At 74.8% G+C, this 22,793-nt stretch carries 23 protein-coding genes, 5 tRNA genes and 1 pseudogene; 19 read left to right on the forward strand and 10 right to left on the reverse strand.

All coding sequences use genetic code 11. The features are described from left to right. Positions 1-999, forward strand: a pseudogene (locus SH587_RS05440) (hypothetical protein); the annotation flags it as partial. A gap of 106 nt (positions 1,000-1,105) precedes the next feature. Beyond that, the gene (locus SH587_RS05445) at positions 1,106-2,737 is read left to right on the forward strand and encodes a sigma-70 family RNA polymerase sigma factor (protein ID WP_320669566.1); all 1,632 of its coding nucleotides are present in this window, start codon (positions 1,106-1,108) and stop codon (positions 2,735-2,737) included. Positions 2,738-2,767: 30 nt separating this feature from the next. On the opposite strand, the gene SH587_RS05450 is transcribed toward SH587_RS05445, so the two are convergent. Then, positions 2,768-3,064 (reverse strand): hypothetical protein, encoded by a 297-nt coding sequence (locus SH587_RS05450; RefSeq protein ID WP_320669567.1) that lies wholly within the window; start codon positions 3,062-3,064, stop codon positions 2,768-2,770. A 202-nt stretch (positions 3,065-3,266) separates the two neighbouring features. Between SH587_RS05450 and SH587_RS05455 the strand changes: the two genes are divergently transcribed. After that, positions 3,267-3,845, forward strand: coding sequence for a DUF6518 family protein (locus tag SH587_RS05455; protein WP_320669568.1), 579 nt, complete (start codon positions 3,267-3,269; stop codon positions 3,843-3,845). 8 nt (positions 3,846-3,853) lie between these two features. Here the strand turns inward: SH587_RS05455 and SH587_RS05460 are convergent, their stop codons facing one another. Together SH587_RS05460 and SH587_RS05465 are read right to left on the reverse strand one after the other, a co-directional pair. Next, the gene (locus SH587_RS05460) at positions 3,854-4,141 is read right to left on the reverse strand and encodes a DUF2277 domain-containing protein (RefSeq protein WP_320669569.1); all 288 of its coding nucleotides are present in this window, start codon (positions 4,139-4,141) and stop codon (positions 3,854-3,856) included. A 54-nt stretch (positions 4,142-4,195) separates the two neighbouring features. Continuing rightward, on the reverse strand, positions 4,196-5,407 hold the full coding sequence (locus tag SH587_RS05465; protein WP_320669570.1) for a PucR family transcriptional regulator: 1,212 nt from the start codon (positions 5,405-5,407) through the stop codon (positions 4,196-4,198). A 114-nt stretch (positions 5,408-5,521) separates the two neighbouring features. Here SH587_RS05465 and SH587_RS05470 point away from each other — a divergent pair, with 114 nt between their 5' ends. From SH587_RS05470 to SH587_RS05480, 3 genes are all read left to right on the forward strand, one after another. After that, positions 5,522-7,009 carry a flavin-containing monooxygenase gene (locus SH587_RS05470; protein ID WP_320669571.1) on the forward strand — a complete coding sequence of 496 codons (1,488 nt, stop codon included), beginning with the start codon at positions 5,522-5,524 and terminating at the stop codon, positions 7,007-7,009. 92 nt (positions 7,010-7,101) lie between these two features. Further along, the gene (locus SH587_RS05475; RefSeq protein WP_320669572.1) at positions 7,102-7,527 is read left to right on the forward strand and encodes a hypothetical protein; all 426 of its coding nucleotides are present in this window, start codon (positions 7,102-7,104) and stop codon (positions 7,525-7,527) included. A 31-nt stretch (positions 7,528-7,558) separates the two neighbouring features. Then, positions 7,559-7,849, forward strand: a complete 291-nt coding sequence (locus SH587_RS05480) for a helix-turn-helix domain-containing protein (protein WP_320669573.1) — start codon at positions 7,559-7,561, stop codon at positions 7,847-7,849. Positions 7,850-7,912: 63 nt separating this feature from the next. Here SH587_RS05480 and SH587_RS05485 read toward each other — a convergent pair. Next, positions 7,913-7,986: transfer RNA gene (locus SH587_RS05485), tRNA-Pro, on the reverse strand. Between the two features lie 188 nt (positions 7,987-8,174). On the opposite strand from SH587_RS05485, the gene SH587_RS05490 reads away from it, so the two are divergent. Continuing rightward, positions 8,175-8,852, forward strand: a complete 678-nt coding sequence (locus SH587_RS05490; RefSeq protein WP_320669574.1) for a zinc metallopeptidase — start codon at positions 8,175-8,177, stop codon at positions 8,850-8,852. 260 nt (positions 8,853-9,112) lie between these two features. On the opposite strand, the gene SH587_RS05495 is transcribed toward SH587_RS05490, so the two are convergent. From SH587_RS05495 to SH587_RS05505, 3 genes are all read right to left on the reverse strand, one after another. After that, positions 9,113-9,847 carry a hypothetical protein gene (locus tag SH587_RS05495; RefSeq protein ID WP_320669575.1) on the reverse strand — a complete coding sequence of 245 codons (735 nt, stop codon included), beginning with the start codon at positions 9,845-9,847 and terminating at the stop codon, positions 9,113-9,115. Continuing rightward, on the reverse strand, positions 9,844-10,404 hold the full coding sequence (locus tag SH587_RS05500; RefSeq protein ID WP_320669576.1) for an RNA polymerase sigma factor: 561 nt from the start codon (positions 10,402-10,404) through the stop codon (positions 9,844-9,846). Before SH587_RS05500 ends, SH587_RS05495 begins: the two co-directional genes overlap by 4 nt. A 54-nt stretch (positions 10,405-10,458) precedes the next feature. Further along, positions 10,459-10,529 (reverse strand) — tRNA-Gly (locus SH587_RS05505). A 103-nt stretch (positions 10,530-10,632) separates the two neighbouring features. Here SH587_RS05505 and SH587_RS05510 point away from each other — a divergent pair. Together SH587_RS05510 and SH587_RS05515 are read left to right on the forward strand one after the other, a co-directional pair. Further along, positions 10,633-11,532: a prephenate dehydratase gene (locus SH587_RS05510; protein WP_320669577.1), complete on the forward strand. Its 900-nt coding sequence runs from the start codon at positions 10,633-10,635 to the stop codon at positions 11,530-11,532. After that, a complete protein-coding gene (locus tag SH587_RS05515) occupies positions 11,529-12,572 on the forward strand; it encodes a prephenate dehydrogenase (RefSeq protein ID WP_320669578.1) in 1,044 nt (347 codons plus the stop codon). Before SH587_RS05510 ends, SH587_RS05515 begins: the two co-directional genes overlap by 4 nt. 11 nt (positions 12,573-12,583) lie before the next feature. Here SH587_RS05515 and SH587_RS05520 read toward each other — a convergent pair whose 3' ends face one another. Both SH587_RS05520 and SH587_RS05525 read right to left on the reverse strand, forming a co-directional pair. Then, entirely contained in the window at positions 12,584-14,056 is a 1,473-nt protein-coding gene (locus SH587_RS05520) for an MFS transporter (protein WP_320669579.1), read from the reverse strand. A gap of 2 nt (positions 14,057-14,058) precedes the next feature. Continuing rightward, on the reverse strand, positions 14,059-15,540 hold the full coding sequence (locus SH587_RS05525; protein WP_320669580.1) for a cation-efflux pump: 1,482 nt from the start codon (positions 15,538-15,540) through the stop codon (positions 14,059-14,061). A gap of 116 nt (positions 15,541-15,656) precedes the next feature. On the opposite strand from SH587_RS05525, the gene SH587_RS05530 reads away from it, so the two are divergent. The 7 genes from SH587_RS05530 to SH587_RS05560 all read left to right on the forward strand — a co-directional run bounded on the left by SH587_RS05530 (position 15,657) and on the right by SH587_RS05560 (position 20,415). Then, entirely contained in the window at positions 15,657-16,118 is a 462-nt protein-coding gene (locus tag SH587_RS05530) for a hypothetical protein (RefSeq protein ID WP_320669581.1), read from the forward strand. A gap of 67 nt (positions 16,119-16,185) precedes the next feature. Then, positions 16,186-16,256, forward strand: a tRNA-Trp gene (locus SH587_RS05535). A gap of 852 nt (positions 16,257-17,108) precedes the next feature. Further along, complete coding sequence (locus SH587_RS05540) at positions 17,109-17,255, forward strand: hypothetical protein (protein ID WP_320669582.1); 147 nt, start codon at positions 17,109-17,111, stop codon at positions 17,253-17,255. Between the two features lie 186 nt (positions 17,256-17,441). Next, a complete protein-coding gene (locus SH587_RS05545; RefSeq protein WP_320669583.1) occupies positions 17,442-18,062 on the forward strand; it encodes a hypothetical protein in 621 nt (206 codons plus the stop codon). Further along, positions 18,062-18,214 carry a hypothetical protein gene (locus SH587_RS05550; RefSeq protein WP_320669584.1) on the forward strand — a complete coding sequence of 51 codons (153 nt, stop codon included), beginning with the start codon at positions 18,062-18,064 and terminating at the stop codon, positions 18,212-18,214. Before SH587_RS05545 ends, SH587_RS05550 begins: the two co-directional genes overlap by 1 nt. Before the next feature lie 400 nt (positions 18,215-18,614). Beyond that, on the forward strand, positions 18,615-19,658 hold the full coding sequence (locus SH587_RS05555; RefSeq protein ID WP_320669585.1) for a hypothetical protein: 1,044 nt from the start codon (positions 18,615-18,617) through the stop codon (positions 19,656-19,658). Between the two features lie 52 nt (positions 19,659-19,710). Further along, the gene (locus tag SH587_RS05560) at positions 19,711-20,415 is read left to right on the forward strand and encodes a stage II sporulation protein M (protein WP_320669586.1); all 705 of its coding nucleotides are present in this window, start codon (positions 19,711-19,713) and stop codon (positions 20,413-20,415) included. A 37-nt stretch (positions 20,416-20,452) separates the two neighbouring features. Here SH587_RS05560 and SH587_RS05565 read toward each other — a convergent pair. After that, positions 20,453-20,535, reverse strand: a tRNA-Leu gene (locus SH587_RS05565). Between the two features lie 74 nt (positions 20,536-20,609). On the opposite strand from SH587_RS05565, the gene SH587_RS05570 reads away from it, so the two are divergent. The 3 genes from SH587_RS05570 (at position 20,610) to SH587_RS05580 (ending at position 22,725) form a co-directional block, all read left to right on the forward strand. Beyond that, entirely contained in the window at positions 20,610-21,104 is a 495-nt protein-coding gene (locus tag SH587_RS05570) for a hypothetical protein (protein WP_320669587.1), read from the forward strand. Between the two features lie 61 nt (positions 21,105-21,165). Then, a tRNA-Leu gene (locus SH587_RS05575) sits at positions 21,166-21,248 on the forward strand. 85 nt (positions 21,249-21,333) lie between these two features. Next, complete coding sequence (locus SH587_RS05580; RefSeq protein WP_320669588.1) at positions 21,334-22,725, forward strand: aspartyl protease family protein; 1,392 nt, start codon at positions 21,334-21,336, stop codon at positions 22,723-22,725. The last annotated feature ends 68 nt before the right edge of the window (positions 22,726-22,793 follow it).

Here is a 22,793-nt window from a genome sequence, read left to right on the forward strand (position 1 = left end):
GCCGCCGCCGGCCGGCTGCTGCGGGCCGCCCGCGCCGACGCCGCCGATGCCCAGCGGCGGGCCGCCGCCACCGCCGACCGTCGCGCTCGCGACGCCGAGCGCGGCCGCGAGGCGATCGAGCGCGCCCAGCAGCGCGAGGCGCGCCAGCGGCAGAAGGCGACCACCGAGCAGGGCGAGCGCCAGCGGCTGGCCGGCGAGCTGGAGCGGACGACCGCGCGGCTGGCCCAGGTCGCCGCCGAGCGCGACCGGCTGCGGGCCCCCTCCCCGACCGAGGACGGCGGTGCCGCTCCCGACCGGGCGGCGGCCGCCGCGGCCGGGCTCGAGGCGCGGGTGGCCGACCTGGAGGCCCAGCTCGAGGCTCGCGGCCAGGCGCTGGAGGAGCTGACCGACCGGGTCGAGGCGAGCGAGGCCGAGCGCGCGCGGCTGCTGGCCAGCGCCCGGCGGCTGCGGCGACAGGCGGTCGAGGCCGGCGCGCCCGACGTCGACCTGGTCGATCCCGAGGACGCCGCGCCGCTGCGGATCGACGACCTGCCCGAGGTCCGCAGCGTGCTCGAGGCGGTCGAGCTGGCCGCCGCCCACGCCGAGCACCTGGTCTACAGCGACCGCGCCTTCGAGACCGCTCGCACCGCCCCCTACGACGAGCCGCGCAAGCTGCTGCGCGACCTGGTGGCGCTCGACCGGGTCGCCGCGGCCTGGGACGTCGCCGGCGGGATCGGGCGCCCGATCCGCGACGTCGCCCGCGAGCAGCAGCTGGAGTGGGCCGACGACGTCAGCGTCACCGCCCGCGCCCAGAACGCCCGCGAGTACGCCTTCTCCCACGCCGGGCGGCCGCTCTGGGCCGGGCCGCACGTGCGCGTCGCCACCGGCCGCGGCATGCGTCGCACCTGCCGGATCTACCTGGCGCTGGTCAAGGGCGACGAGCCGGACCTGGCCGGGCTGCCGCGCGGCGTCTACGTCGGGCCGGTCGGCAAGCACCTGAGCGACTCCACCACCGGCTGATCGAGCCGGGCCGGCGCGGCCTGTGGCGTAATTCCGTGACCGCTGACGCGTTGCAGCGGTGACGCAGGTCACGACAGATGCGCGCCGCACAGCTACCATCTCCGCGATGTCCGGGGTCGGCATCATCGGGGTGCCTCCAGCCCGCGAGGCGCGATTGGCACGCGCCGCCGCGGCGGGCGACGGTCACGCGTTCGCGCAGCTCTACGACGCCTACGAGCGCCGGATCTACAACTTCTGCCTGCGGATCGTGGGCCGGCCCGAGGACGCCGCCGACGCCACCCAGGACGCCTTCGTCAAGGTCCTCCAGCGGCTGCCGAAGCTGGAGGATCGCGAGCTGGACTTCGGCGCCTACCTCTACACGTCGGCCCGTCACGCGAGCTACGACGTGATCAGCCGCCGCAAGCGCGCGGACCCGGTCGACGCGGTCCCCGAGCACGGCGCCAAGCCGGTGGTCGGCGACGACGTCGCCCGGCTCGACGAGGACCCGGAGCGGACCGCGCTGCTGGACGCCCAGCGGAGCGCGATCCAGGCCGCCAACGCGCGGCTGCCCGAGCGCCAGCGCGAGGTCCTGGCCCTGCGCGAGCTGGACGAGCTGAGCTACGACGAGATCGCCGAGATCATGGCGATGAACCGCAACTCGGTCGCCCAGCTGATCTCGCGGGCCCGGATCAAGCTGCGGGAGGAGCTGCGCCAGGGGGCCTTGGTCTCGGTCGCCGCCGCCGGGCCGGACTGCGAGCGCGCGCTGCCGCTGATCGCCAGCCGCCAGGATCGCGAGCTGCGCGACCCCGCCGACACGGCCTGGCTCGACCAGCACCTGGCCGGCTGCGGCGGCTGCCGCACGGCTCAGGGCGCGATGGAGGAGGCCGGCGTCTCGTACCGCGCCTGGGCGCCGGTGGTCCCGATGGTCTGGCTCTGGCACGAGACGCGGGCCAAGGCGGCCGCGGCGGTCGGCGCCGACTGGGCCGCGATCGAACGGCCGGTCTCGGGCCTGGGTTCGGGCGCCGCGGGCGGCTCCGGACTGGCCGCGATGGCGGGTAGCGTCGGCGCGCCGAGCACGGCGGCGGCCGGCGGCCTGGCCCACCGCGGGCTGCTGCTGACGGGCAAGACGCTCGTGGCCGGCGCGCTGCTGGCGCTGGCCCTGCCGCTGTCGGTCGGCGACGGCCTCTGGGTGCCCGACCGGGCGCTGACCTTCGCCGACCAGGCGGCCCCGGCCGAGCAGGGACCGCCGGCAGCCGGCGAGCCGGACGCGCCCGGCGACGCACCGCGGCGGACGCGGCACGACCGCCCGAGCGGTGGCGGCCCGCTGGCCTTCGCCGGACCGGTGGGGCGTCCGCCGACGGCGCCCGTGTCGCTGCCGGTCGCCGCAACGCCGAACCGGTCGCTGGGGACGCGCCCGACCGCGTCGACGCCGTCGCGGCGGAGGCCGAGCGCGGGCGGGCTGCACGGCGGATCGTCGGGCGGGCCGACGGTGCGGCCGAAGCCGCCGACGTCGCAGCCGGCGCCCACGCCGACGCCCACCCCCACGCCGACGCCGACCCCGACCCCGGATCCGCCGGTGGTGGTCGAGCAGCCGCCGACGACGCCGACGCCCGATCCGCCGCCGACGACGACCACGACGCCCTCGCGTCCGCAGCCGCCGCGGACCCCGCCGACGACGCCGCCGACGGGCAATCCGTTCCTGCCGCCGCCGCGGGCGGCGCCGGACCTGCCGCCGGCGCCGCGAAACCCGGTGGCCTGAGCCGTCCCCGCCGCCGTCGCGCGGCCGTGGTCAGGCGTGCTCGTCGAGGCGCCCGACGATCACCAGCGCGAGCGCGCTGAGGCCGCCGATCAGGCCGGCGCCGAAGCCGGCGGCGAGGGTCGGCAGGCGCAGGCCCGTGCCGTCGAGCGCGAACGGTCCGCAGGCCAGGGCGACGGCGATCCCGGCCACGGCCAGCCAACCGAGGGTCCACACCATCGGCAGGGCGCAGGCCCCGGCGACCTCGTCGCGGAGGCGGATGCGGGCGATCGCGAGCGTCAACGGCACCACCAGCAGGGCCAGCCCGATCGTCATCACCAGTTCGCGCATCGTCGTCGTCCTCGTCGGTTCGTCCGGGGCGGGGCCGGTGGCCGCACCCGCCGCCGCCCCATCCCGGCGGCGGCGGGTCCGGTCGCGGTGACCCCTCCGCCCTCCTCCAACGGGCGAACGGCGTCCGACTTACGTCGACCTGCGCAAGAACCGCACACGATCCGCACCCGCGCCCGACCGCCGACGGCCCACGATCGGGTCGATGCGTGGACGGGGAACCTGGGCGTTCGGGATCGCGGGCCTGCTGCTCGGCGTGCTCAGCCGGGTCGAGGAGATCGTGCCGGGGTTCACGGCGGGGATCAGCAGCGACGGCGCCTGGATGCTGGCCGCGTTCGTGGCCGGGGCCTGCTCGCCCGTCGCCGGCGGCGTCCGTCCGGCGGCCGCTGGCGCGCTCGTCCTGACCGCGGCCAACGGCGGCTACTACCTGTGGATCGTCGTGCTCCAGCCGCGGCTCGACCCGGCCGCTGTCGCGGGGCCGCCGGGCCGCTGGCTGCTGCTGGGGCTCGTCGGCGGTGCGCTGTTCGGGCTGGCGGGCGGGGTCTGGCACCGGCAGCCGCGTTGGCGCGCCGCCGCCGCGCTGCTTCCCACCGGCGTCCTGATCGCCGACGGTGCGGAGGCCGTGCGGGGAGGGCCGCCGTGGCCGCTGATCGGCCTGGCGGCCGGCGTCGCGCTGGCGCTGGCCAGCGCGCCCAGCGGGCCGCGGCGGTGGCGGCAGGCGGCGGCGTGCGGGGCGCTCGTCGCCGTGGCCTCGACCGGGGTGCTGGAGCCGCTGCTGCCGTGAGGCCCGCCTCAGTCGCCCGAGACGGCGGCGGCGGAGAAGCGGTGCCGCGAGCGCTCGCGGGCCTTCTCCGCCTCGACCTCGCGGTCCTTCGGCGGCGCCGAGGTGACGAGCCCGTCGAGCAGCCGCTGCGAGACCGCGGCCACCTCGTCGATCGCCCGCTCGAAGACCTCGGCGTTCGCCTGCGACGGCTTGGTGAAGCCGCTGATCTTGCGCACGTACTGGATCGCCGCCGCCCGCACCTCGTCCTCGGTCGCCGGCGGCTCGAAGTTGTAGAGCGTCCTGATGTTCCGGCACATGGGTTCGAGGCTAGCGGTGCGTCGGCGTCGGCTCAACGCCGGCCGCGCGCACGACTACCCCACCGCCCCCAGCCGCCGGCGCAGCTCCAGCGCCAGGGCGACGGCCAGGCGGCGTTCGCGCGGCGGGTGGCCGAGCAGCTCGTTGGCGCGCGCCACCCGCTGGAGGATGGTGTTGCGGTGGGTGTGCAGGCGGGCGGCCGTCCGCGGCGCGTTCTCCGCCTCCTCCAGGAAGATCCGCAGCGTCTCGCGCAGGCGGGCGTTCGCCGGGCCGTCGGCGGCCAGCCCGCCGAGGGTGCTCGCGACGAACTCGGCCGCGCGCTGCTCGTCCTGGGCCACGAGCGAGGTGATCTCCAGCTCGGCGTAGGTGGCGATCGGCGGGCCGTCGGGATCGCGGGCGAGCAGCCGCTGGAGGCCGATCGCCGCCTCGTGGCTGCGACGGAAGCCAGCCGGCCCGGCCAGCGTCGGCCCGACCGCGACCCGCACGTGCGGCTCGATCCCCGGCAGCCCGTCGGCGGCGTCGAGGTCGAGCACCGGCCCGTCGCTCGCCAGCCACGCCCAGAGCGCGGTGTGGCTGGCGGCCAGGGTCAGCGGCGCGCGGGTGCCGGCCGCGCGCGAGACGGCCAGCGCGCTGCGCTCGAGCGCCCCGTGGCGGGCCTCGGCGGCGTCGGCCCAGAGCACCAGCGCGGTGTGGTGGCGGCGCAGGTCGTGGTCCAGGTGGCGGCTGGCCGGACCGGGATCGAGCGGGGCGCCGTCCAGCAGCAGCCGGATCGTCTCGGCCCGCCGGCCGAGGGCGCCGCCGCGGACCCGCTCCCGCTCGCGGTCGACCTCGGCGACGACCTGGCCGAGCGCGGCGTCGACGTAGGCGAAGAGCAGGTCGAGCGAGACGTTGAGGACCTCCGCCAGTTCGTCGCCGTTCCGCGACAGGTCCTCCGCCACCCGCATCCAACGGCGCCAGAAGGTCTGCTGGCCCTTGCGGTAGCCGTGGTAGACGACGTCGGTCTCGATCCCGCGGCGGACGACGGTGCGGGCGAAGTCGTAGGCCTCGGGCGGGACGTCGGGCGGCGGCGGGTCGCTGGCGCGGCGGGCGACGGTCAGGTAGCGGCGGATGTTGGCCCGGTTGCTGGCGCTGGCCTCGGCGGCGAAGGCGGCGTCGGCGCCGTAGGCCGCGACGATGTCGCGCATGTCGCGATCCATCTCGCCGATCACGTCGTCGAGGTCGGCCTCGATCCGGTCGGCGATCTCGGCCATCAGGGCGAAAGTCGACACGGATCGCAGTGTGCCCCTGCCTACTGGAGATGCGCAAGTCTGGGCGAGCGTCCATGGCGTCGCGCCGTGGCGTCCGGGTAGCGTCGCCCCATGGTCAACGGGGAGCGGGAGCGGATGAGCAGCGACGTCGACGTCGAGGTGCTGATCGTCGGGGCGGGGATCTCGGGGATCGGCATGGCCTGTCACCTGACGACCCACCTGCCGGGCACCTCGTTCGCGATCCTGGAGGGCCGCGACGCGATCGGCGGCACCTGGGATCTGTTCCGGTACCCGGGGATCCGTTCCGACTCCGATCTCCACACCTTCGGCTACGAGTTCAAGCCGTGGACGAGCCCGAACGCGATCGCCGAGGCCCACGAGATCCTCGACTACCTGCGCGAGGCGACCATCGAGCACGGGATCGAGCGCCGGATCCGCCTGGGCCACCGGGTGCTGCGCGCCGACTGGTCGTCGGCCGAGGCCCGCTGGACGGTGCAGGTGCAGCGCGGCGACGAGCAGCTGGAGCTGACGAGTCGGTTCCTCTTCTCGGCGACCGGCTACTACGACTACGCGGGCGGGTTCCGGCCCCGGTTCGAGGGCGAGGAGCGCTTCGCCGGCCAGATCATCCACCCCCAGCAGTGGCCCGAGGACCTGGACTACCGCGGCAAGCGGGTGGTCGTGATCGGCAGCGGGGCGACGGCGGTGACGCTGGTCCCGGCGATGGCCGACGAGGCGGCGCACGTGACGATGCTCCAGCGGTCGCCGGGCTACGTCGTGAGCGTCCCGCGCCGGAACCCGATCGCCAACGGCCTGCGGCGGGTGCTGCCGGACCGGACGGCGTACCGGCTGACGCGGCGGATGAACATCGCGCTCTGGCAGGGCGTCTACAACGCGTCGCGCCGTTGGCCGCGGGGCGTGCGGCGGCTGATCCGGGCTCAGGCCAAGCGCCAGCTGCCGGATGCGTGCCCAGTCGACGTCCACTTCAAGCCCAAGTACGACCCCTGGGACGAGCGCCTGTGCGCCGTGCCGGACGGCGATCTGTTCCGCGCGATCAAGGCCGGGAAGGCGTCGGTCGCCACCGACCGGATCGCCGAGGTGACCGAGGGCGGGCTCCAGCTGGAGTCGGGACGCGAGCTGCCGGCCGACATCGTGGTCACCGCGACGGGCCTGAACATGCTGCCCTTCGGCGGCATCGACCTGCACGTCGACGGCGAGCCCGTGGCCGTCAGCGACACCGTGGTCTTCAAGAGCATGATGCTCAGCGGCGTGCCGAACTTCGCCTTCGCCCTCGGCTACACGAACATCTCCTGGACGCTCAAGGTCGACCTCGTCTGCGAGCACCTCTGCCGCCTGATCGGCCACATGCGCGCGCAGGGCCACGACGTCGTCACGCCGACCCTCGACGACCCGGCCATCGAGCGCCTGCCGCTGTTCGAGTTCCAGGCCGGCTACATCCAGCGCGGCATCCCCGCCTTCCCCCGCCGCGGCTCGCACGGCCCGTGGACGGTGGAGATGAGCTACGCCGCCGACTACGCGCGGCTGCGCGAGGGCGAGGTCGTGGATGGGGCGCTGCGGTTCGGGGGGAAGGTGCGGGAGGTGGCCGAAGCCGCCGCGTCCGCCTGAGCGGCCAGCGCTCGGGCCCGGCGCGCAGGCACCGGGGAACAGGAACCATCATCGTTTCCGGTGTCGTCCGTGGCACGTCGTACGGTGCCGGGGTGGCGCGCTTCCGGCTCGAGTTCTACGCCGACGCGACCGGAGATCAGCCGGTGCTCCGCTGGCTGCGAGACGAGCTGACACCGACTCAACGCCGAGCGATCGGCGTGGCCCTGCGCGAGATCCTGGAGATCGAAGGCGTGGGCGTGTGCCGCGGCAGCTACGGCAAGCAGCTGGGCGGTGGCCTGTTCGAGTTCCGACTGTGCCACGACGCCGGCGAGATCCTGCGGTCGGTCGGCAAGCCGGCGCGGGCCGAGCCACACGGCGAGCGGGTCCTGCTGCGGGTGTTCTGCCACGCCTACGGTGATCGCCTGATCCTGCTGCTCGGCGGATACGACAAGGGCGCCGACCCGAGCACCCGACGGCAGCAACGGGAGATCGCCGAGGCACGCAGTCGCCTCATCGACTTCCGTCGTCGCCACCCTTGACGGAATATGGGGCAAAAGCCATACTCTCGCCATGGCGACGTTCGACGAGTTCGTGGCGGAGCTGGAGGCCGAGGCCCGCGCCGACGGCCCCGAGGCCGTCGCTGAGCTGGAAGCCTTCCGCCTGCATTTCTCGCTGGCTCGCCAACTCGCCGCACAGCGGCGAGCGCTGCATCTGACGCAGAAGCAGCTCGCTGAGATGACCGGCCTCGACCAGGCCGAGATCAGCCGCATCGAGCGGGGCCAGGCCAACCCGACGACCGCGACGCTCGGAACGCTCACGCGCGCGCTCGGCGTGGACGTGCGCCTCGTCCCCGCCGCTTAGCCCCGCCGAGGCGAGGCCACCCCTGAACGCAGAAAAGGCCTGCGTGAGCAGACCTTTCCTCGATCGGGGAGACAGGATTTGAACCTGCGACCGCCCGGCCCCCAGCCGGGTGCGCTACCAGACTGCGCCACTCCCCGGCGCTGCGCGAAGGGTAGCGGAGCGGGGCCGGCGGCGCGGGGTGCCTGCGGGGCGCTGTGTGACGGGCGCCGCACGGGCTTTAGGTTCAGCGTCCCAACGCTTACGGAAGGCACAGGAAACCTCGGTCTCGCGCTCAGGGAGCGGTGGTTCCATGGATTGCACCGAACCGACGAGTTCGGAGCACCAGATGAACAACCTCCTCCTCTACGCGCTGTTCGCCGTCCCCCCGCTGATCCTGGGCCTCGCCGCTCAGGGCTGGCTGCGCCGGACGGTCGAGCGCTTCTCCCAGCAGCCGCTCTCGACCCACCTGACCGGGGCCGAGGTCGCCGAGCGGATCCTCGCCGCCAACGGCGTGCACGACGTCCAGGTCGTGCCCACCGGCGGCGCCCTGACCGACCACTACGACCCGCGCACGAAGACCGTCGCGCTGTCGGAGCCCGTCTACGGGCAGCGCTCCGTCACGGCCGCCGCGGTCGCCGCCCACGAGGTCGGCCACGCGCTGCAGCACCAGCAGGCCTACGCCCCGCTGGCGTTCCGCACCGCGATGTTCCCCGCCGTCGCCTTCGCCTCCAACTTCTGGATCGTCCTGCTGCTCGCGGGCTTCTTCCTGCAGGCGGTCGGCCTGGTCTGGCTGGCGATCGGCCTCTACGCCATCGCCGTCCTCTTCCACGTCGTCACCCTGCCGGTCGAGTTCGACGCCTCGCGACGGGCCGGCGTCCAGATGCAGCGCCTGGGCCTCACCGCCGGCGGCGAGGCCGTCGGCACCCGCAAGGTCCTGACCGCCGCCGCCTCGACCTACGTGGTCGGCGCCCTGGCCGCGATCAGCCAGCTGCTCTTCCTCGTCCTCTCGACCCAGAACGACTGATCATGGACGACATCGAACCGCCAAGACCGCCGTCCCGCGAGGACCGCGCTCCCGACCGGAGCCGCGGACCGCGCGGGACGGCAAGCCTCCCCTCCCTCCCCAACCGTCGCGCCGCCGCTTGCTGACGGCGGCCGACACCCGGCGCGGGGCACCCATCGCCCCGCGCCACCGGCGACCGGGTTCCTCCACCGCCCGGTCGCCCTCCCAGACGGCGAAGGCCGCGACTTCCGGGTCGCGGCCTTCGTCGTTGGAGAGGAGCGTCAGCAGATGCCCCAGAAGTTGCTGGCCCTGCCGTCGCCGCAGTCGTGCCTGGTGCCCGGCCCCACCCCCGACCGTCCCGTCGGCGCGTCCAGATCATGCGCGACGCCGTCGGTGCCGTAGGCGGTGATCGTGTCGCCCTCCTCGATGCCGACGGCCAGGGCGACGCCGTTCCGCACCGGCAGGATGCGCGTCTCGCCGTCGGCCGAGGTGATCGTCGGCGTGTCCACCTCAGCGTCGGGGACCGCCACCAACGCGTACCCGAGGGGCCCGGTGCCGAGGAGCATCGTGATCCCCTGCACGCTGAACGCGTGGCCGGTCGTGCAGGTGCCGCCGTACTCCTCCTGGGGACGGTCGGTCGCCGGATCCGGGCCGTACAGGCACCACCCCTGGCCCTTCGGCACCAGGTACGCGCGACCGCCGGGAACCTCGACCATCCGCACCAGGTCGTAGCGCCGGACCGACGGGGCGACGTCCGGCAGGTCGCGACGCAGCTGCGCGGCGTCGACCCGCGGACGCTGGAAGATCGGCGCCGCCCGCGCCACGCTCCCGCCCCGATCCGAGGAGGGCAGGACCACGACGGCGGCCGCGCTGGCCGCCACCATTGCCGCGGCGACCGCCGCCAGCAGTCGCCGTCGATCCCCCGGCGCCTGTCCGGAGGCCGGCCGCCGGCGGGCCGCCGCACGCAGCTCGCGCTCCAGCCCCTCCACGAAGTCCGGCATCGGCTGGTCGTTCATCGCGTCCTCTCCAGACGGGCCCGCAAGCGAGCCAGACCGCGGCTGACGTTCTGCCGCACCGCCGCCTCGTCGGAGCCCAGGCGGTCGGCGATCTCGGCGTAGCTCTCGTCGTCGACCACCCGCGCTCGCACCGCCTGGCGCTGGGCGGCGGGCAGCGCGTCGAGCGCCGCCGTCAGGTCGGCGTCCTCCAGATCGACCAGGAGCTCGTAGTCGGCCCGGTCGCGCTCGGTCAACGCGACCTGCTCGATCCCCAACCGTCGTCGCGCGGCGTCGTCGCGGCGCCGCCGACGTGCGTGGTCGGTCAGCTTGTTGGCCGCGATCGTCAGCAGCCACGGACGGGCGTTCTCGTGGCGGGCCTGGTAGCGCCGTCGCGCCAGCAGCGCGGCGGCGAACGTCTCGGCCGTCAGGTCGCCGGCCAACGCTGGTTCGACCCCGCGGCGAGCGTAGAAGGCCAGGACCACCGTGACGTGCCGGCGGTAGAAGACGGCGAACGACTCCTCGGCCTGGGCACGGTCGGCGAGCAGGCGTGCGTCCGACCAGGTGGTGCGCACCGTCACGTCCAGGAAACGCCGGTCGCGCCTGGCCTGTGACATCGGCGGCGCGCCGAGAGGAGCGGGCGACGGGAATCGAACCCGCCCTAAGAGCTTGGAAGGCTCCTGTGCAACCACAACACTTCGCCCGCGCGTGGTGCGGAGAGTGTAGGAGTCCGTCGCCATTTGCGGGGCCCGGCGCCCGGCGGCCGCCTTACGATGCCATCGGCATCGCAACGGATACGCTCGCCCCGTATGCCCGACCTCGCCTTCCTCGGCCCCGAGGGCACCTTCACCCACCGGGCCGCGCTCGACCTGGCCCGCGAGGGCGAGACGCTGCGGCCGCTCGACCACGCGGAGGAGGTCGTCTCCGCCCTCACCGAGGGGCGGGTCGACAGTGCGGTGATCGCGTTCGAGAACAGCCTCGAGGGTCCCGTCTCGGCCAACCTCGACCTGCTGCTGGCCACCAACGGCGAGATCCTGATCACCGGCGAGCGGGTGCTGCCCGTGGTTTTCGGGCTCTGGCGGCGACCCGACGACGAGACGCCGCTGCAGGCCGTCACCGCCCATGCCTTCGGCCTCGCCCAGTGCTCGCGCTTCATCCGCGAGCGCGGCCTCCAGACCAAGGTCGCAAGCTCCAACGGGGTCGCCTGCCGCGAGGTCGCCGCCTCGACCGAGCCCGGCTGGGGCGCCCTCGCCGGACCCGAGGCCGGGGCCCGCCACGGCCTCGTCCTGGTCGAGGAACGGCTGCACGACGCCGAGGCCTCGACCCGCTTCCTGCGCCTGGGCCGCCAGTCCCCCGCCCCCACCGGGCGCGACCTCTCGGCCTTCGTCCTCTACCCCGACCACCTGCGCTCCGGCAGCCTCGTCTCGCTGCTGCAGGAGTTCGCGATCCGCGACATCAACCTGACCTCGATCAAGTCCCGGCCGACCAAGGAACTGCTCGGCGAGTACGTCTTCTTCGTCGAGGCCGAGGGCCACCTGCGCGAGCAGCGTCTGCGCGACGCCACCACCGGCCTGCTCCGCTCGCTCGCCGACGTCCGCTTCCTCGGCTCCTACCCCCAGGACCGCGACCGCCAGTCCTCCGCCCGCCGCCACGACGACGACGCGATCGCCGCCCGCCTGCAGGCGATGGTCGAACGGACCGCCCGGTGAGCAGCCCCGGCTCCGCGCCCGCGCCGGCGCCGACCCCCCGCGTCGGGGTCTGCGGCCTGGGCCTGATCGGCGGCTCGGCCCTGCTCGGCCTGGCCCGCGCCGGCCTCGAGGTCCGCGGCTGCGACGTCTGGCCCGAGCCCCGCCAGTGGTGCGCCGACCAGGGCATCCCCGTCGACGGCTCGCCCGAGGCCACCGCCCGCGCCGTCGACGTGCTGCTGGTCTGCGTCCCCCCGCACGCCACCGCCCCCGTGGTCAGCGCCGCCCTCGCCGCCGCCCCCGACCTGATCGTCCTCGACGCCGCCTCGGTCAAGGGCCCCGTCGTCGACGAGGTCCGCTGGCGCGCCGGCACCGACGCCGAGCGCTTCCTGCCCGCCCACCCGCTCGCCGGTGCCGAGCAGGGCGGCTTCGCCGCCGCCCGCGCCGACCTGCTGCACGGCGCGCCCTGGGCGATCTGCCCGCCCGCCGCCGACCCCGACGGCGACGCCAGCCCGCTCGACGCGCTGCTGACCGCCGCCCCCGTCCTCGACGCCCTCGGCGCCCGCCTTATCGCCTGCACCGCCGAGCAGCACGACCGCGCCGTCGCCGCCACCAGCCACGCCCCGCACCTGGTCGCCGGTGCCGTCGCCGCGGTCGCCGCCGACCTGCCGACCGGCGGCAGCCTGGCCGCCGCGCTCTCGGGCGGCGCCCTGCGCGACATCACCCGCGTCGCCGGCGCCCCCGTCGGCCTCTGGGTCGAGGTCCTGCACGCCAACGCCACCGCCACCGCCGACGCCCTCGAGGCCACCGCCCGCCGCCTCCAGCAGGCCGCCGCCGCCCTGCGCTCCGGCGACCACGACCGGCTGGAGGACGCCTGGATCGCCGGCGGCGCCGCCCGCGACCGGATCGTCCAGGGACGCTGGAGCGGCCCCGACTGGGCCCCGCTCGCCGTCCCCGCCACCTGGGCCGCGCTGCTCGCCCTCGGCGCCCAGGGCGTCGGCCTGCGCGACCTCCGCCCCGGCCCCGACGGCACCGTCGTCGGCGCGCGGACCGTCGGCGCCTGACCGGCGACCCGTCAGTCCGCGGTCGTCACCGGCCCGCCCGGCCGGTCGCCGACCACCGTCAGCCGCCGCGGCATCAGCGTCCACAGCAGCACCAGCGCCGTCGCCGCCGCGACCGCCAGACCGACGTAGACGTGCGAGACGGCCGCGCTCATCGCCCGCCCCAGGTAGGCCGCCGCGTCGGGCACGATCCGGGCCCCGCCCTCCAGCGAGCGGCTGATCCCGTCGAGGTCGTCGGGCAGCTGGCCGCGCAGCTCGGGCGGCGCGTCGACCAGCCGCCGGTGGAGCGTGCCGTTGGCGATCGCGCCGAAGATGCCGGCCCCGATCGTCTGGCCCATGAAGCGCGAGAACATCGCCGTGCTCGTCACCACCCCGCGGCCCTCCCAGCCGACCGTCGACTGGACGCCGACGATCAGCGGCACCGACAGCAGGCCGCAGCCGACCCCCAGCACCAGGCTGACGGCGATCACCGCCGCCGCCGACGGCCGCTCGGGCAGCAGCACGAACGAGACCGTCGCCAGCGTCGCGATCGCCGCGCCGCAGAGGGCGCTGTCGCGGAAGCCGATCCGCAGGTAGGCGCGGTTCGCGTACGACGCCGCCAGCGGCCAGCTGACGATCATCACCGCCAGCAGGAACCCGGCCGCCACCGACCCCAGACCCATCACCGTCTGCCCGAACAGCGGCAGGAAGGTCGTCGGACCGATCACCAGCAGGCCCAGGCAGGCCATTCCCAGGTTCGCCCCGAAGCGCTCGCGCGACCACACCCACGGCGGCATCACCGGAGCCACCGCCCGACGCTCGACCACCACCGTCGCCGCCGCGGCCAGCAGCGCGACCGCGAAGACGCCGATGCTCTGCGGCGAGCTCCAGGCCCACGCCACCCCGCCCTGCAGCAGGCCCAGGATCAGCGCCCCCGACGCCGTCAGCAGCAGCACCGTGCCCGCGACGTCGAGCGGCCGCCGGACCCGCTCGACCCGCTCCCGCAGGTGCCGCCACAGCAGCGCCGCGGCGACCGCGCCGACCGGGAGGTTGAGGAGGAAGATCCAGCGCCACGAGAGGCCGCTGGCGAAGAGCCCGCCGACCAGCGGGCCGATCACTGCCGAGACGCCCCAGACGCTGGCCAGCCGGGCCTGGATCCGGCCCCGTTCGGCCAGCGGATACAGGTCCCCCGCCACCGTCTGGACGGTCGCGTGGATCGCCCCCGCGCCGACGCCCTGGATCGCCCGGAACGCGATCAGCCCGGCCATGCACCAGGCGCTCGCGCAGAGCGCCGAGCCGACCAGGAAGACCGCGATCCCGGCCAGCAGCACCGGCTTGCGGCCGTGGACGTCGGCCAGCTTGCCGTAGATCGGGATCGTGACGGTCTGCGTCAGCAGGTAGGCGGAGAAGACCCAGCCGAAGAGCGAGAAGCCGCCCAGGTCGCCGACGATCTGCGGCACCGCGGTCGCGACGATCGTGCCCTCGAGCGCCGCCAGGGCCAGCGTCATCATCAGCGCCGCGACGACCCAGCCGCGGCGCTCGGGGGCGACCGCGCTCGCGCCGGCGCGGCCGCTTCGGGGTCGGGGTCGGGCTCGGTGTGGACGAGGACGTCGGCCACCCACGGGCAGCGCTCGCGGACCGTCTCCTCGATCCGACCGGCCTCGCGGTGGGCGTCGCCGACCGTGCAGGCGGCCGGCAGCAGGATCGTCACCAGCACCACCCGCCCGCGCTCGGTGTCGCGCATCTCGATCTCGCTGGCGGCGCGGCCGGTGGCGCCGCGGACGGCGGCGTCGACGGCCGAGCGCTCGAACTCGCCGTCCTCGTCGACCACCGCGCGGGCGACGGTCTGCGGTCGCAGCGGCTCGATGTGGGTGGTCACCCGCGCCACCGTCGGCGCGGCGTCGCGGATCTGGCCCTCGACCCGCTCGGCGATGTCGTGGCCCTCGCGCAGCGACAGCTCCGGCGCCACCTTCACGTGCAGGGTCACCTCCTCGCCGCCGCCGGGCAGCGAGAGCACGTCGACGTTGTGGACCTCGTGGACCCGTGGCACCCGCAGCGCGGCGGCGGTGGCCGTCTCGCGCACCCCGCCCTCGCGCGCGACCGGCTCGACGTGGACGACGACGTCGGCGTCGGGCAGCGCTCGCTCGATCGCCGCCTCGACCTCGTCGGCGCGGGCGTGGGCCAGCTCCAGCCCGGCGTCGGCGCGGACGGCGATCACCACGTCGACGAAGTGGCGGCCGGCGGCGTGGCGGGTCCGCAGCCGGCGGACGTCGGTCGGGCGGACCATCGCCCCGACCGCCTCGCGGACGGCCTGGTGGGCCCGCTGGTCGGCGCGGTCCATCAGCACGTCGATCGACCCGCGCAGCAGCCGCAGCGCGGCCGCGATCACCAGCACCGCCACCAGCAGCGCGGCGACCGCGTCGGCCTCGGGCCAGCCGAGGGCGACGCCGACCATCCCCAGCAGGACGGCGATCGAGCCCGAGAGGTCGCCGGCGAAGTGGAGCGCGTTGGCGGCCAGCGCGGGCGAGTTGAACCGCTTCGACGCCCGGTGCGAGGCGACCATCCGGGTGACGTCGATCGCGATCACCAGCAGGATCACCGCGATCGCCCACCAGGTGGCGTCGATCTCGTGGTTGCCGGGATCGGCGAGCCGCCCGATCGCGGTCGTCGCCAGCCAGCCGGAGACGGCGATCAGGAACGCCGACTCGGCCAGCGCGGCCAGGTGCTCGGCCTTGCCGTGACCGAACTGGTGCTGCTCGTCGGCCGGCTTGACCGCGACCGAGACCGCGAACAGCGTCAGCAGCGCGGCGACCAGGTCGGCGCCCGAGTGCGCCGCCTCGGCCAGCAGGCCGAGCGAGCCGGTGATCAGGCCGGTGGTCAGCTTCAGGACGACCAGCACGATCGCCGCGCCGACGCTCAGCAGCGCGGTCCGGCGGCGGGCGCGGACGTCCCCGCGATCGGGACGGTCGGGGGTCGGCGGAGCGCCCGTCACCCGGCGATCGTAGACCGCGGTTCGGGCCGGTGAGCCGTGGGTTCCGGAGCGGGTCGGCGGACGGGCGAGCGCGCCCAGCCGTCGCGCCCGGCGGCCGGACGCGGTAGGACCCAGGGATGCGCACCTCCCCTCCGCTCGCGCTCCTGCTGGTCGTCGCCGGGCTCGCCGCCGGCGGCTGCGGCTCCGACGACGCCGGCGGTGGCGACGCCGGCGGTCGCAGCGCCGCGACGACCTCGGCCTCGACCACCGCCACCACGACGCCGACGGCCACCACCAGCACCCAGCCGCCGACCACCGTCACCGACCCGACCGCGACCGACCCCAGCGGCGGCACGCCCCCGCCGAGCGGGGAGGGCACGACGACCGGCAGCAGGCCCGCCCCGGCCGGCGGCGTCCAGCCGAAGATCACCGTCGACGGCGACACCGCCCGCGCGACCGCCGACGACGGCGCGCTCTCCGAGCTGTGGTGCGACGCCGCGCGCAAGGGCGCCTACGACGACCAGCTGGGTGCGGCGACGAAGCTGGTGATCACCGTCCGCGGCTCGGACGACAGCCAGGTCTGCGAGCTGCCGCGCTGACCCACATGGCGGCGGAGCGGACGGGCCGACGGGAACGCCGGCCGTCGGGCTACAATCCGTCGCCCTCGGGGGATTAGTGTATCGGTAACACGGCGGTCTCCAAAACCGCAACGCGAGGTTCGATTCCTCGATCCCCCGCCTCTCGGATTCCCAGTGTGGGACGGACAATCCCCGTCCCACACTGGCGAATCCCCCCGGCCCCGCCGGCCCCGCAAACTCCGCTGGGGACCGCTCGGAACCGCTGGGGGCGCGACACGACTCGCACCCCCATTCGCACTCCGCGGGTCCTCCGGCGACGCTCGACGAAGCCGTCGATCGCCTCGCACGCTACCTCCTCGGTGGCGACGAGACCTCCCGGCGCGCGCTCCACCCGTACGCTGTCGAGAACGCCCACCGCCTCCTCGCGGTCGTCGGCTGGGCGGAGCTGCGTGACCGCGTCGACGCCCTCGCCCAGCCGCCGCGGACCGTCCAGCTCGAAGACCTCGTCGAGGACGGCGCCCGGGCGCTCTGGGAGCAGAACGACCACACCCGCGATTGGGACGAGCTCGACGACGAGGCCCGCCACGACTGGCGCGTCGACGCCGAGACGATGCTGGCCGGCGCCGGCATCCCCCGCCTGCTCGACCGAGCCGAGCGCGCCGAAGTTGGTGGCGCCGTGAGCCGTCCGGAACGCCGACCAGAGGCAGAGCGGTCGTGGACGTTGGTCGACGGTAACTGCGCCGATCGGCTGCGCGACCGGACGACGCGTCGGTCGACGCCGTGGTGACCGATCCACCGGGCGGGCTGGTGCTGGACGCGTTCACCGGCTCTGGCACTGCTGGGTGTGCCGCGGTGCTGGAGGTCATGCGATTCCTCGGGAACGAGCGCGAGCCCTCGTACGTGGCGATCGCCGACGCACGGATCCGCTGGTGGGCCGCCGAGCCCGACCGCCGAAAGCCCCTCCCCGCTTCCGGGCCAGACGGACCTCGTCGAAATGCTGGAGGACGCCGCGTGAGCCGCCTAGGGATCTGCGCCCTCGACGCGAACGGCCAGCTCACCGAGGCGGCGTGGCAGGCCCAGGTCGAGGGCCTCGCCCGCCGAGAGCGCTCCAGCCAAGTGGACGGGGCGCTCGTCGTACCAGGCGCCCGCCGCTCCTAGCCCGCCCCACCTACCCAAGCGATCCGCCGCTGCTCCGTAGCGACCAGTCCGACATCCGTCCACGGTCGGCTGATCACTCTGGCGCCGCTTAAGTTGGCGCCACTTCGCGGGCGAGCGTGTCCCGGCGGTTGCCGCTGGAGTTCGCGGAGCGTTCCGTACCGGGTAGTTCCAATCCAGGAGTCCCATATGTTCGCTCGTGTCACCGGCGTGGTGGCCGTCGTCGCGGCGCTCGCGACCGCTGCGCCGATCGGTGCCTCTGCCGCGTCGAGCCTGACCGACGCGCAGCTCGACGCGACGGTCAGCACCGCTGTAGCCAAGGGCCGGACGGCCGTCAAGGCACTGGTCCAGCGCTCGCGCAGCGACTACCGGCTCGCCAACGCCGTGCTGCGGCAGGCGACCGTGTCGACGACCACGACCAGCGATCCGGTTGCTCCGTCGACCGCTGCCCGCGCCTTCCTGCGGTCGGGTCCGGTTCGCTGCCACGGGACGGAGTCGGCCAAGACGACGATCGGCATCGCCGGCGTCGACCTGGGGTGGCGCAAGGCCAAGGTCAACGAATGGTGCTGGGACGACACGCGCCTGACGTCCGCGGACGTCGACAGCGACAAGTGGTCCGGATTCGGCTACTGCTGGAAGGACGAGAACAACTTCAAGGAGTGGCTGATCTACCCGACCCGGCAGAAGTACGTCAGCAAGGGCACGCTGGCCGGCATCGCGCCGTGGGGCTGCGCTGGCGCTCAGCAGACGATCTCCCCGAACGTCCACTACGAGATCCACGGTGGCTGGAACACGTACGCTCACGACTGATGCTCGTCATCGCTAGCTCCAACTTCCACATCGGCCCGTCGCTCGGGTTTGCGCTCGGGTCCGTCGCGGGCTTTGCGACCTTCGTCGTGATCTTCGTTGTCGTGATCCGGTGGGCACGGAGGCAGGGCCGCACCGGCCACAAGTCTCGCTAGATCGGCGCCGTAGCCCGCCTCTGCTGAAGGGACCGAGGGGCGCTCGGGTTGGCTGGCTCGGCCTTCGCGCTCGCCGCGAGCCGAATCGGGACTCGGCGATCGACATGGCCCTCGGCGAGTTGACGTTCCGCCGTTCGGGCGAGTAGGGATGGCGGCCGGTCGCGGCAACGGCGCCGACGAGGAGGAGCGCCCGCCCTCGGCAGGCGCGACGGGTCGTTGAGGGCTCGCCTCTCCGGGCCGGCGTGCCCGACCAGGTGCCCCCTCCGGGTGCCGTTTCGTCGTTCCGGGGACCCCGCCGCGCTTCCCCCACCGCCCACCACCCGCGATGATGGCGGGCGTCGTGTCGGTCCGCGACCGCTCTCCCCGCCGCGCCCCTCGGGTTCCGGGCCGGCTGCCGGCCGTGCCGCCGCTGGCGTGCGCGCTCGCGCTGCTGGTCGCCAGCGCACCGACCGGCGCTCCGGCCGCGGTCCCGCCGCTGCGGTTCGGGCTCTATCCCGGCGGATCGGTCGGCGGCACGGTCGAGACCCATCACGCGCCCGCCGTCACCCGTCACCGCGTCCGCAGCGCGATCCGGCGACTGCGGGGGTCGCGGCGCTCGTTCGTCCTCCGGGCCTACGTCTCCTACAGCGGCTCGCCACGGATGCGGGTGGCCACGCGCGACCTGCGCCGGACCCTGGCCGACGCCCGCGCCACCGGCTGCCAGGTCGAGGTGGTCGTCCGCTACCGGCCCTCCGTCCTCGGCGCCGGCCCGGCCGGGTTCGCCGACGCGGTCCGGCGGGTGATCGAGGCCCACGGTCGCGACCGGCGGCTGGTCGGCGTCCAGGTGACCAACGAGCCCGACGTGCTCGGCGCTCCCGGCGCCGCCGACGGCGCCTACCCCGGCGTCCGCGAGGCGCTGGCCAGCGGGCTCGCCGCCGCCCAAGCGGCGCGGGCGGCGATCGGCCGGCCGCGGCTGCGGATCGGATTCAACGTCGCCCACGCCTCGCACGGGACCAACGACCCGAGCTTCTGGCAGGTGGTGGCGGCCCTCCCGCGGCCGATCGACTTCGTCGGGATCGACGTCTACCCCGGCACCTGGCCGCCGCCGGCCCGCCCGCCGAGCCGCGCCGACGCCTACCGCCAGGTCTTCGAGGCCGTCGCCCAGCTGCGCACGATGGCCTCGGCGTCGGGGATCGACCCGCGGACGCCGATCCAGATCAGCGAGAACGGCTATCCGACCGGCCCCGGGCGTCCGCGCAGCGCCCAGGAGCGGGTGCTGCGGGCCTCGGTCGCCGCCGCCCGCGACGCCCGCCGCCGCTACGGGGTCCGCGACTTCCGCTACTTCGACCTCTACGACGCCGGCACCGGCAGCGGGCGGATGGAGGACGGCTACGGCCTGCTCGACAGCCGCCTGCGTCCGAAGCCGGCGTTCGCGACCTTCCGGCGGCTGGTCGCCGCCCGCTGACCGAGCGTCCAGTCGCGAGCGGCGGCCCCGCCGCTCCCCTACCATCGGCTCCATGGCGTCGCGCGACGAGGTGGCCGCGGCCCGGGTCGTCGCACGCAACGCTGCGCTGCGGGAGAGCCGTCGGGCGCTCAGGGAGTGGCTGCGCCACCCCGGCGAGATCGTGCCCTGGATCGGCCTCAGCGCGCTGATCGCGGCCACGCTGCTGGTCTGCACGCTGGTCGTGGCGGCGATCGCCTCGCCCGACCCGTCGCTGGCCGGGCAGCTGATCGCCGCCGACCCGAGCGCGCGGACCGGCGACTTCCTCTTCGTCCTCGGGCGCAACGGGACGGTGCTGGCGCTGCACCTGATGGTCTGCGTCGCCACCTACCTGGTCCGCCGCTCGCTGCCGCTCCAGGCCGGCGAGCTGCGCGGCCTGCAGCGAGCCGTCCACCACCACGCGGCCAAGCCGGCGCTGCTGATCGTCGCCGGGCTGACGGCGTTCTCGCTGCTCCAGCAGGCGGTCACGCTCGGCCACACGCTGGCCGACGTCGCCGCCGACTCGCACACCTCCCCCGCGCTGATCCTGGTCCGGCTGCTGCCCCACGCCGCGCCCGAGCTGACCGCGGTCTTCCTGCCGCTGGCGGCGGTGATGTGGCTGGAGAAGCGCGAGCGCTCGCAGGACCTGCTGGCCGCCACCATCGTCTGCGCGGTGATCGCGATCCCGGTCGTGATCCTCTCCGCGTGGATCGAGGTCGCGGTCGCCAGCCGCTTCTTCTGAGCCGCGCGAACGCCCCGCCGGCGGGGCCGACGGGGCATGCGGGCGGCGGGACTCGAACCCGCACGACTCGAGGTCACCGGCTCCTAAGGCCGGCGCGTCTACCGTTTCCGCCACGCCCGCGCGTGTGTCCGAACGACGGCCGAGCGCCAATGCCCTGCAATCGTTCCTCCCTGGAGTGTAGGCTGCGCCCCGGCATGGCACGGCAGACGATCATCGAGTGGCCCAACCGCGAGAAGGCCTCGAGCAAGCTCACCCGGATCCTGGTGATCGTGGCCCTGCTCGTCTCCTCCGCGCTGATCGCGATCGTCTCGATCCGCGGCTGGGACCTGCTGCAGGAGGCGAAGACGGCCCAGGTCGTCTTCATCGCGATCAACCTGATCTTCGTGATCCAGGTGCTGCGCTGGAGCCGCGGCGTGCTGCCGATGGCGGCCGGCATCGCCACCTTCATCGGGATCTTCGCGATGGTCTCGATCCAGAAGTGGTACGAGCGCGACCAGCCGGGCTACAACGACGCCGACCTCTCGGCCCAGCTCGGCGGCCTGACGATCGGGATCCTGATCGCCCAGGTGATCGTGATCGTGATCGCGATCGTCGCCTTCTCCCAGAACTGGCAGACCGAGGTCGAGCACCACGTCGGCTTCGACGACGACGAGCCGGCCCCCAGCACCGGCGCGCCGGCCACCGCCTGAGCGCGCTCCCGGGTCGCCGCGCGGCCCGTACGATCTGACCGGGGCCACGGCCCCGGCACCTGCCCGGGTGGCGGAACGGTAGACGCGACGGACTCAAAATCCGTTGTCCGCAAGGGCGTGTGGGTTCGATTCCCACCCCGGGTACTGCAGGAGGAGGGCGCGGCCCTTATCGCCGGCGTATCGCCGATCGGATACGGGCTGACAACGCCCCGCCGCCTTGACTGGCCGCATGAGCGACAGCGGACGGAACGCGGCGAGCACGAGCGGCCCGGCGGAGGGACGGTGGGGCCGCCGTGCGGTGCTCCAGGGCGCCGCGGCGATGGCCGGCGCGGCCGCCTTCGCCCGGCTGCCCGAGTCGGCGACGGCGTCGGTCGCGGCGAAGGCCGGCGGCAGCGCGGACGCGCTGTTCGAGGCCGGGAGGTTCGAGCAGGCCGGTCGCGCCTACGAGGCGATCCTCGAGCGCGATCCGCGGAACCTGCACGCGGCCCGCCAGCGCGGCTACGTCGGGCTCCTGGCCAACCGCTTCCCCGAGGCCGAGAAGTACCTGACGATCGCCCACCGCCTGCGGCCCGAGGACCAGCAGACCAACCAGCTGCTGGGCGACTGCTACCTCCGGCAGGACGAGCTCGCCCGCGCCGCGCCGCACTGGAAGGCCGCCGGCGAGGACGGTTACGCCGCCTGGTTCGCCGCGGTCCGCGGCCAGCCGTACCGGATCCACGGCGACGTCGCCCGGCTCCCGATCGAGCAGATGGACCCGATGCCGCTGGTCCAGGCGTCGGTCAACGGCGGACCGCCGAAGCGCTTCACCTTCTACACCGGCGCGCCGAACCTGTCGCTGACCGCCTCGACGGCGAGGGAGGCCGGGGTCCGCGCAGTGGCCAGTCAGAAGATCGAGGGCGAGGGCGGCGCGATGTGGGCGCACTACGGGATCCTCGACGCCTTCACGCTGGGCGGCCTCGAGCTGCGCAACGTCCCGGTCGGCTGGTCGTCGACGGAGTCCGGCGACGACCTCGGCGCGGACGGCAGCGACGGCATGATCGGGACCTGGGTCTTCTACCACCTGCTGACCACCTTCGACTACGTCGGCCGGTCGCTGATCCTGCGGCGTCGGACCCCCGAGTCGGCGCGGAAGGCCCGCGTCGCGGCCACGCGGGCCGGGGCCGAGCCGCAGCCGCTGTGGCTGGCCCTCGACCACTACCTGCACAGCACGGGCAGCGTCGCGGGCGCGGTCGGCTCCGGCCCGCGGGTGGTGGGCGTCAACTTCGGGGGCAGCGGCGGCGAGAGCGCCGCGGTCGTGCTCGGGAAGACGGCCGAACGGCTGCGGATCCGCAGCGACCACGACCGCCCGATCGGGACCTTCGCCCACAGCCATCCGGCCGTCACCTACCCCTGTTACCCGACGGAGATCCGCGTCGGCGCCGCGGCCGCCCGGCACGTCTACTGCGAGACCCACCCGAACCAGCCGGTCAACGTGCCGTGGCCCTACGGCACCGGGTTCGACGCGCCGGCCGCCTTCTTCCACTGCTTCTGGAAGCCCTTCACCGTCACGCTCGACTTCACCGACATGAAGCTCTACGTTGCGCGCGGCAAGCGCTCGCGCCAGACGACCCGCGACCGATGAGTCCCGGCCCGCGTCGCCGTCTGCACCAGCAGACCCGTGGCGCCCCGCCGCGGGCGACGACCCCGGAG

Source organism: Patulibacter defluvii, from assembly GCF_034096925.1.
GTDB lineage: Bacteria > Actinomycetota > Thermoleophilia > Solirubrobacterales > Solirubrobacteraceae > Patulibacter > Patulibacter defluvii.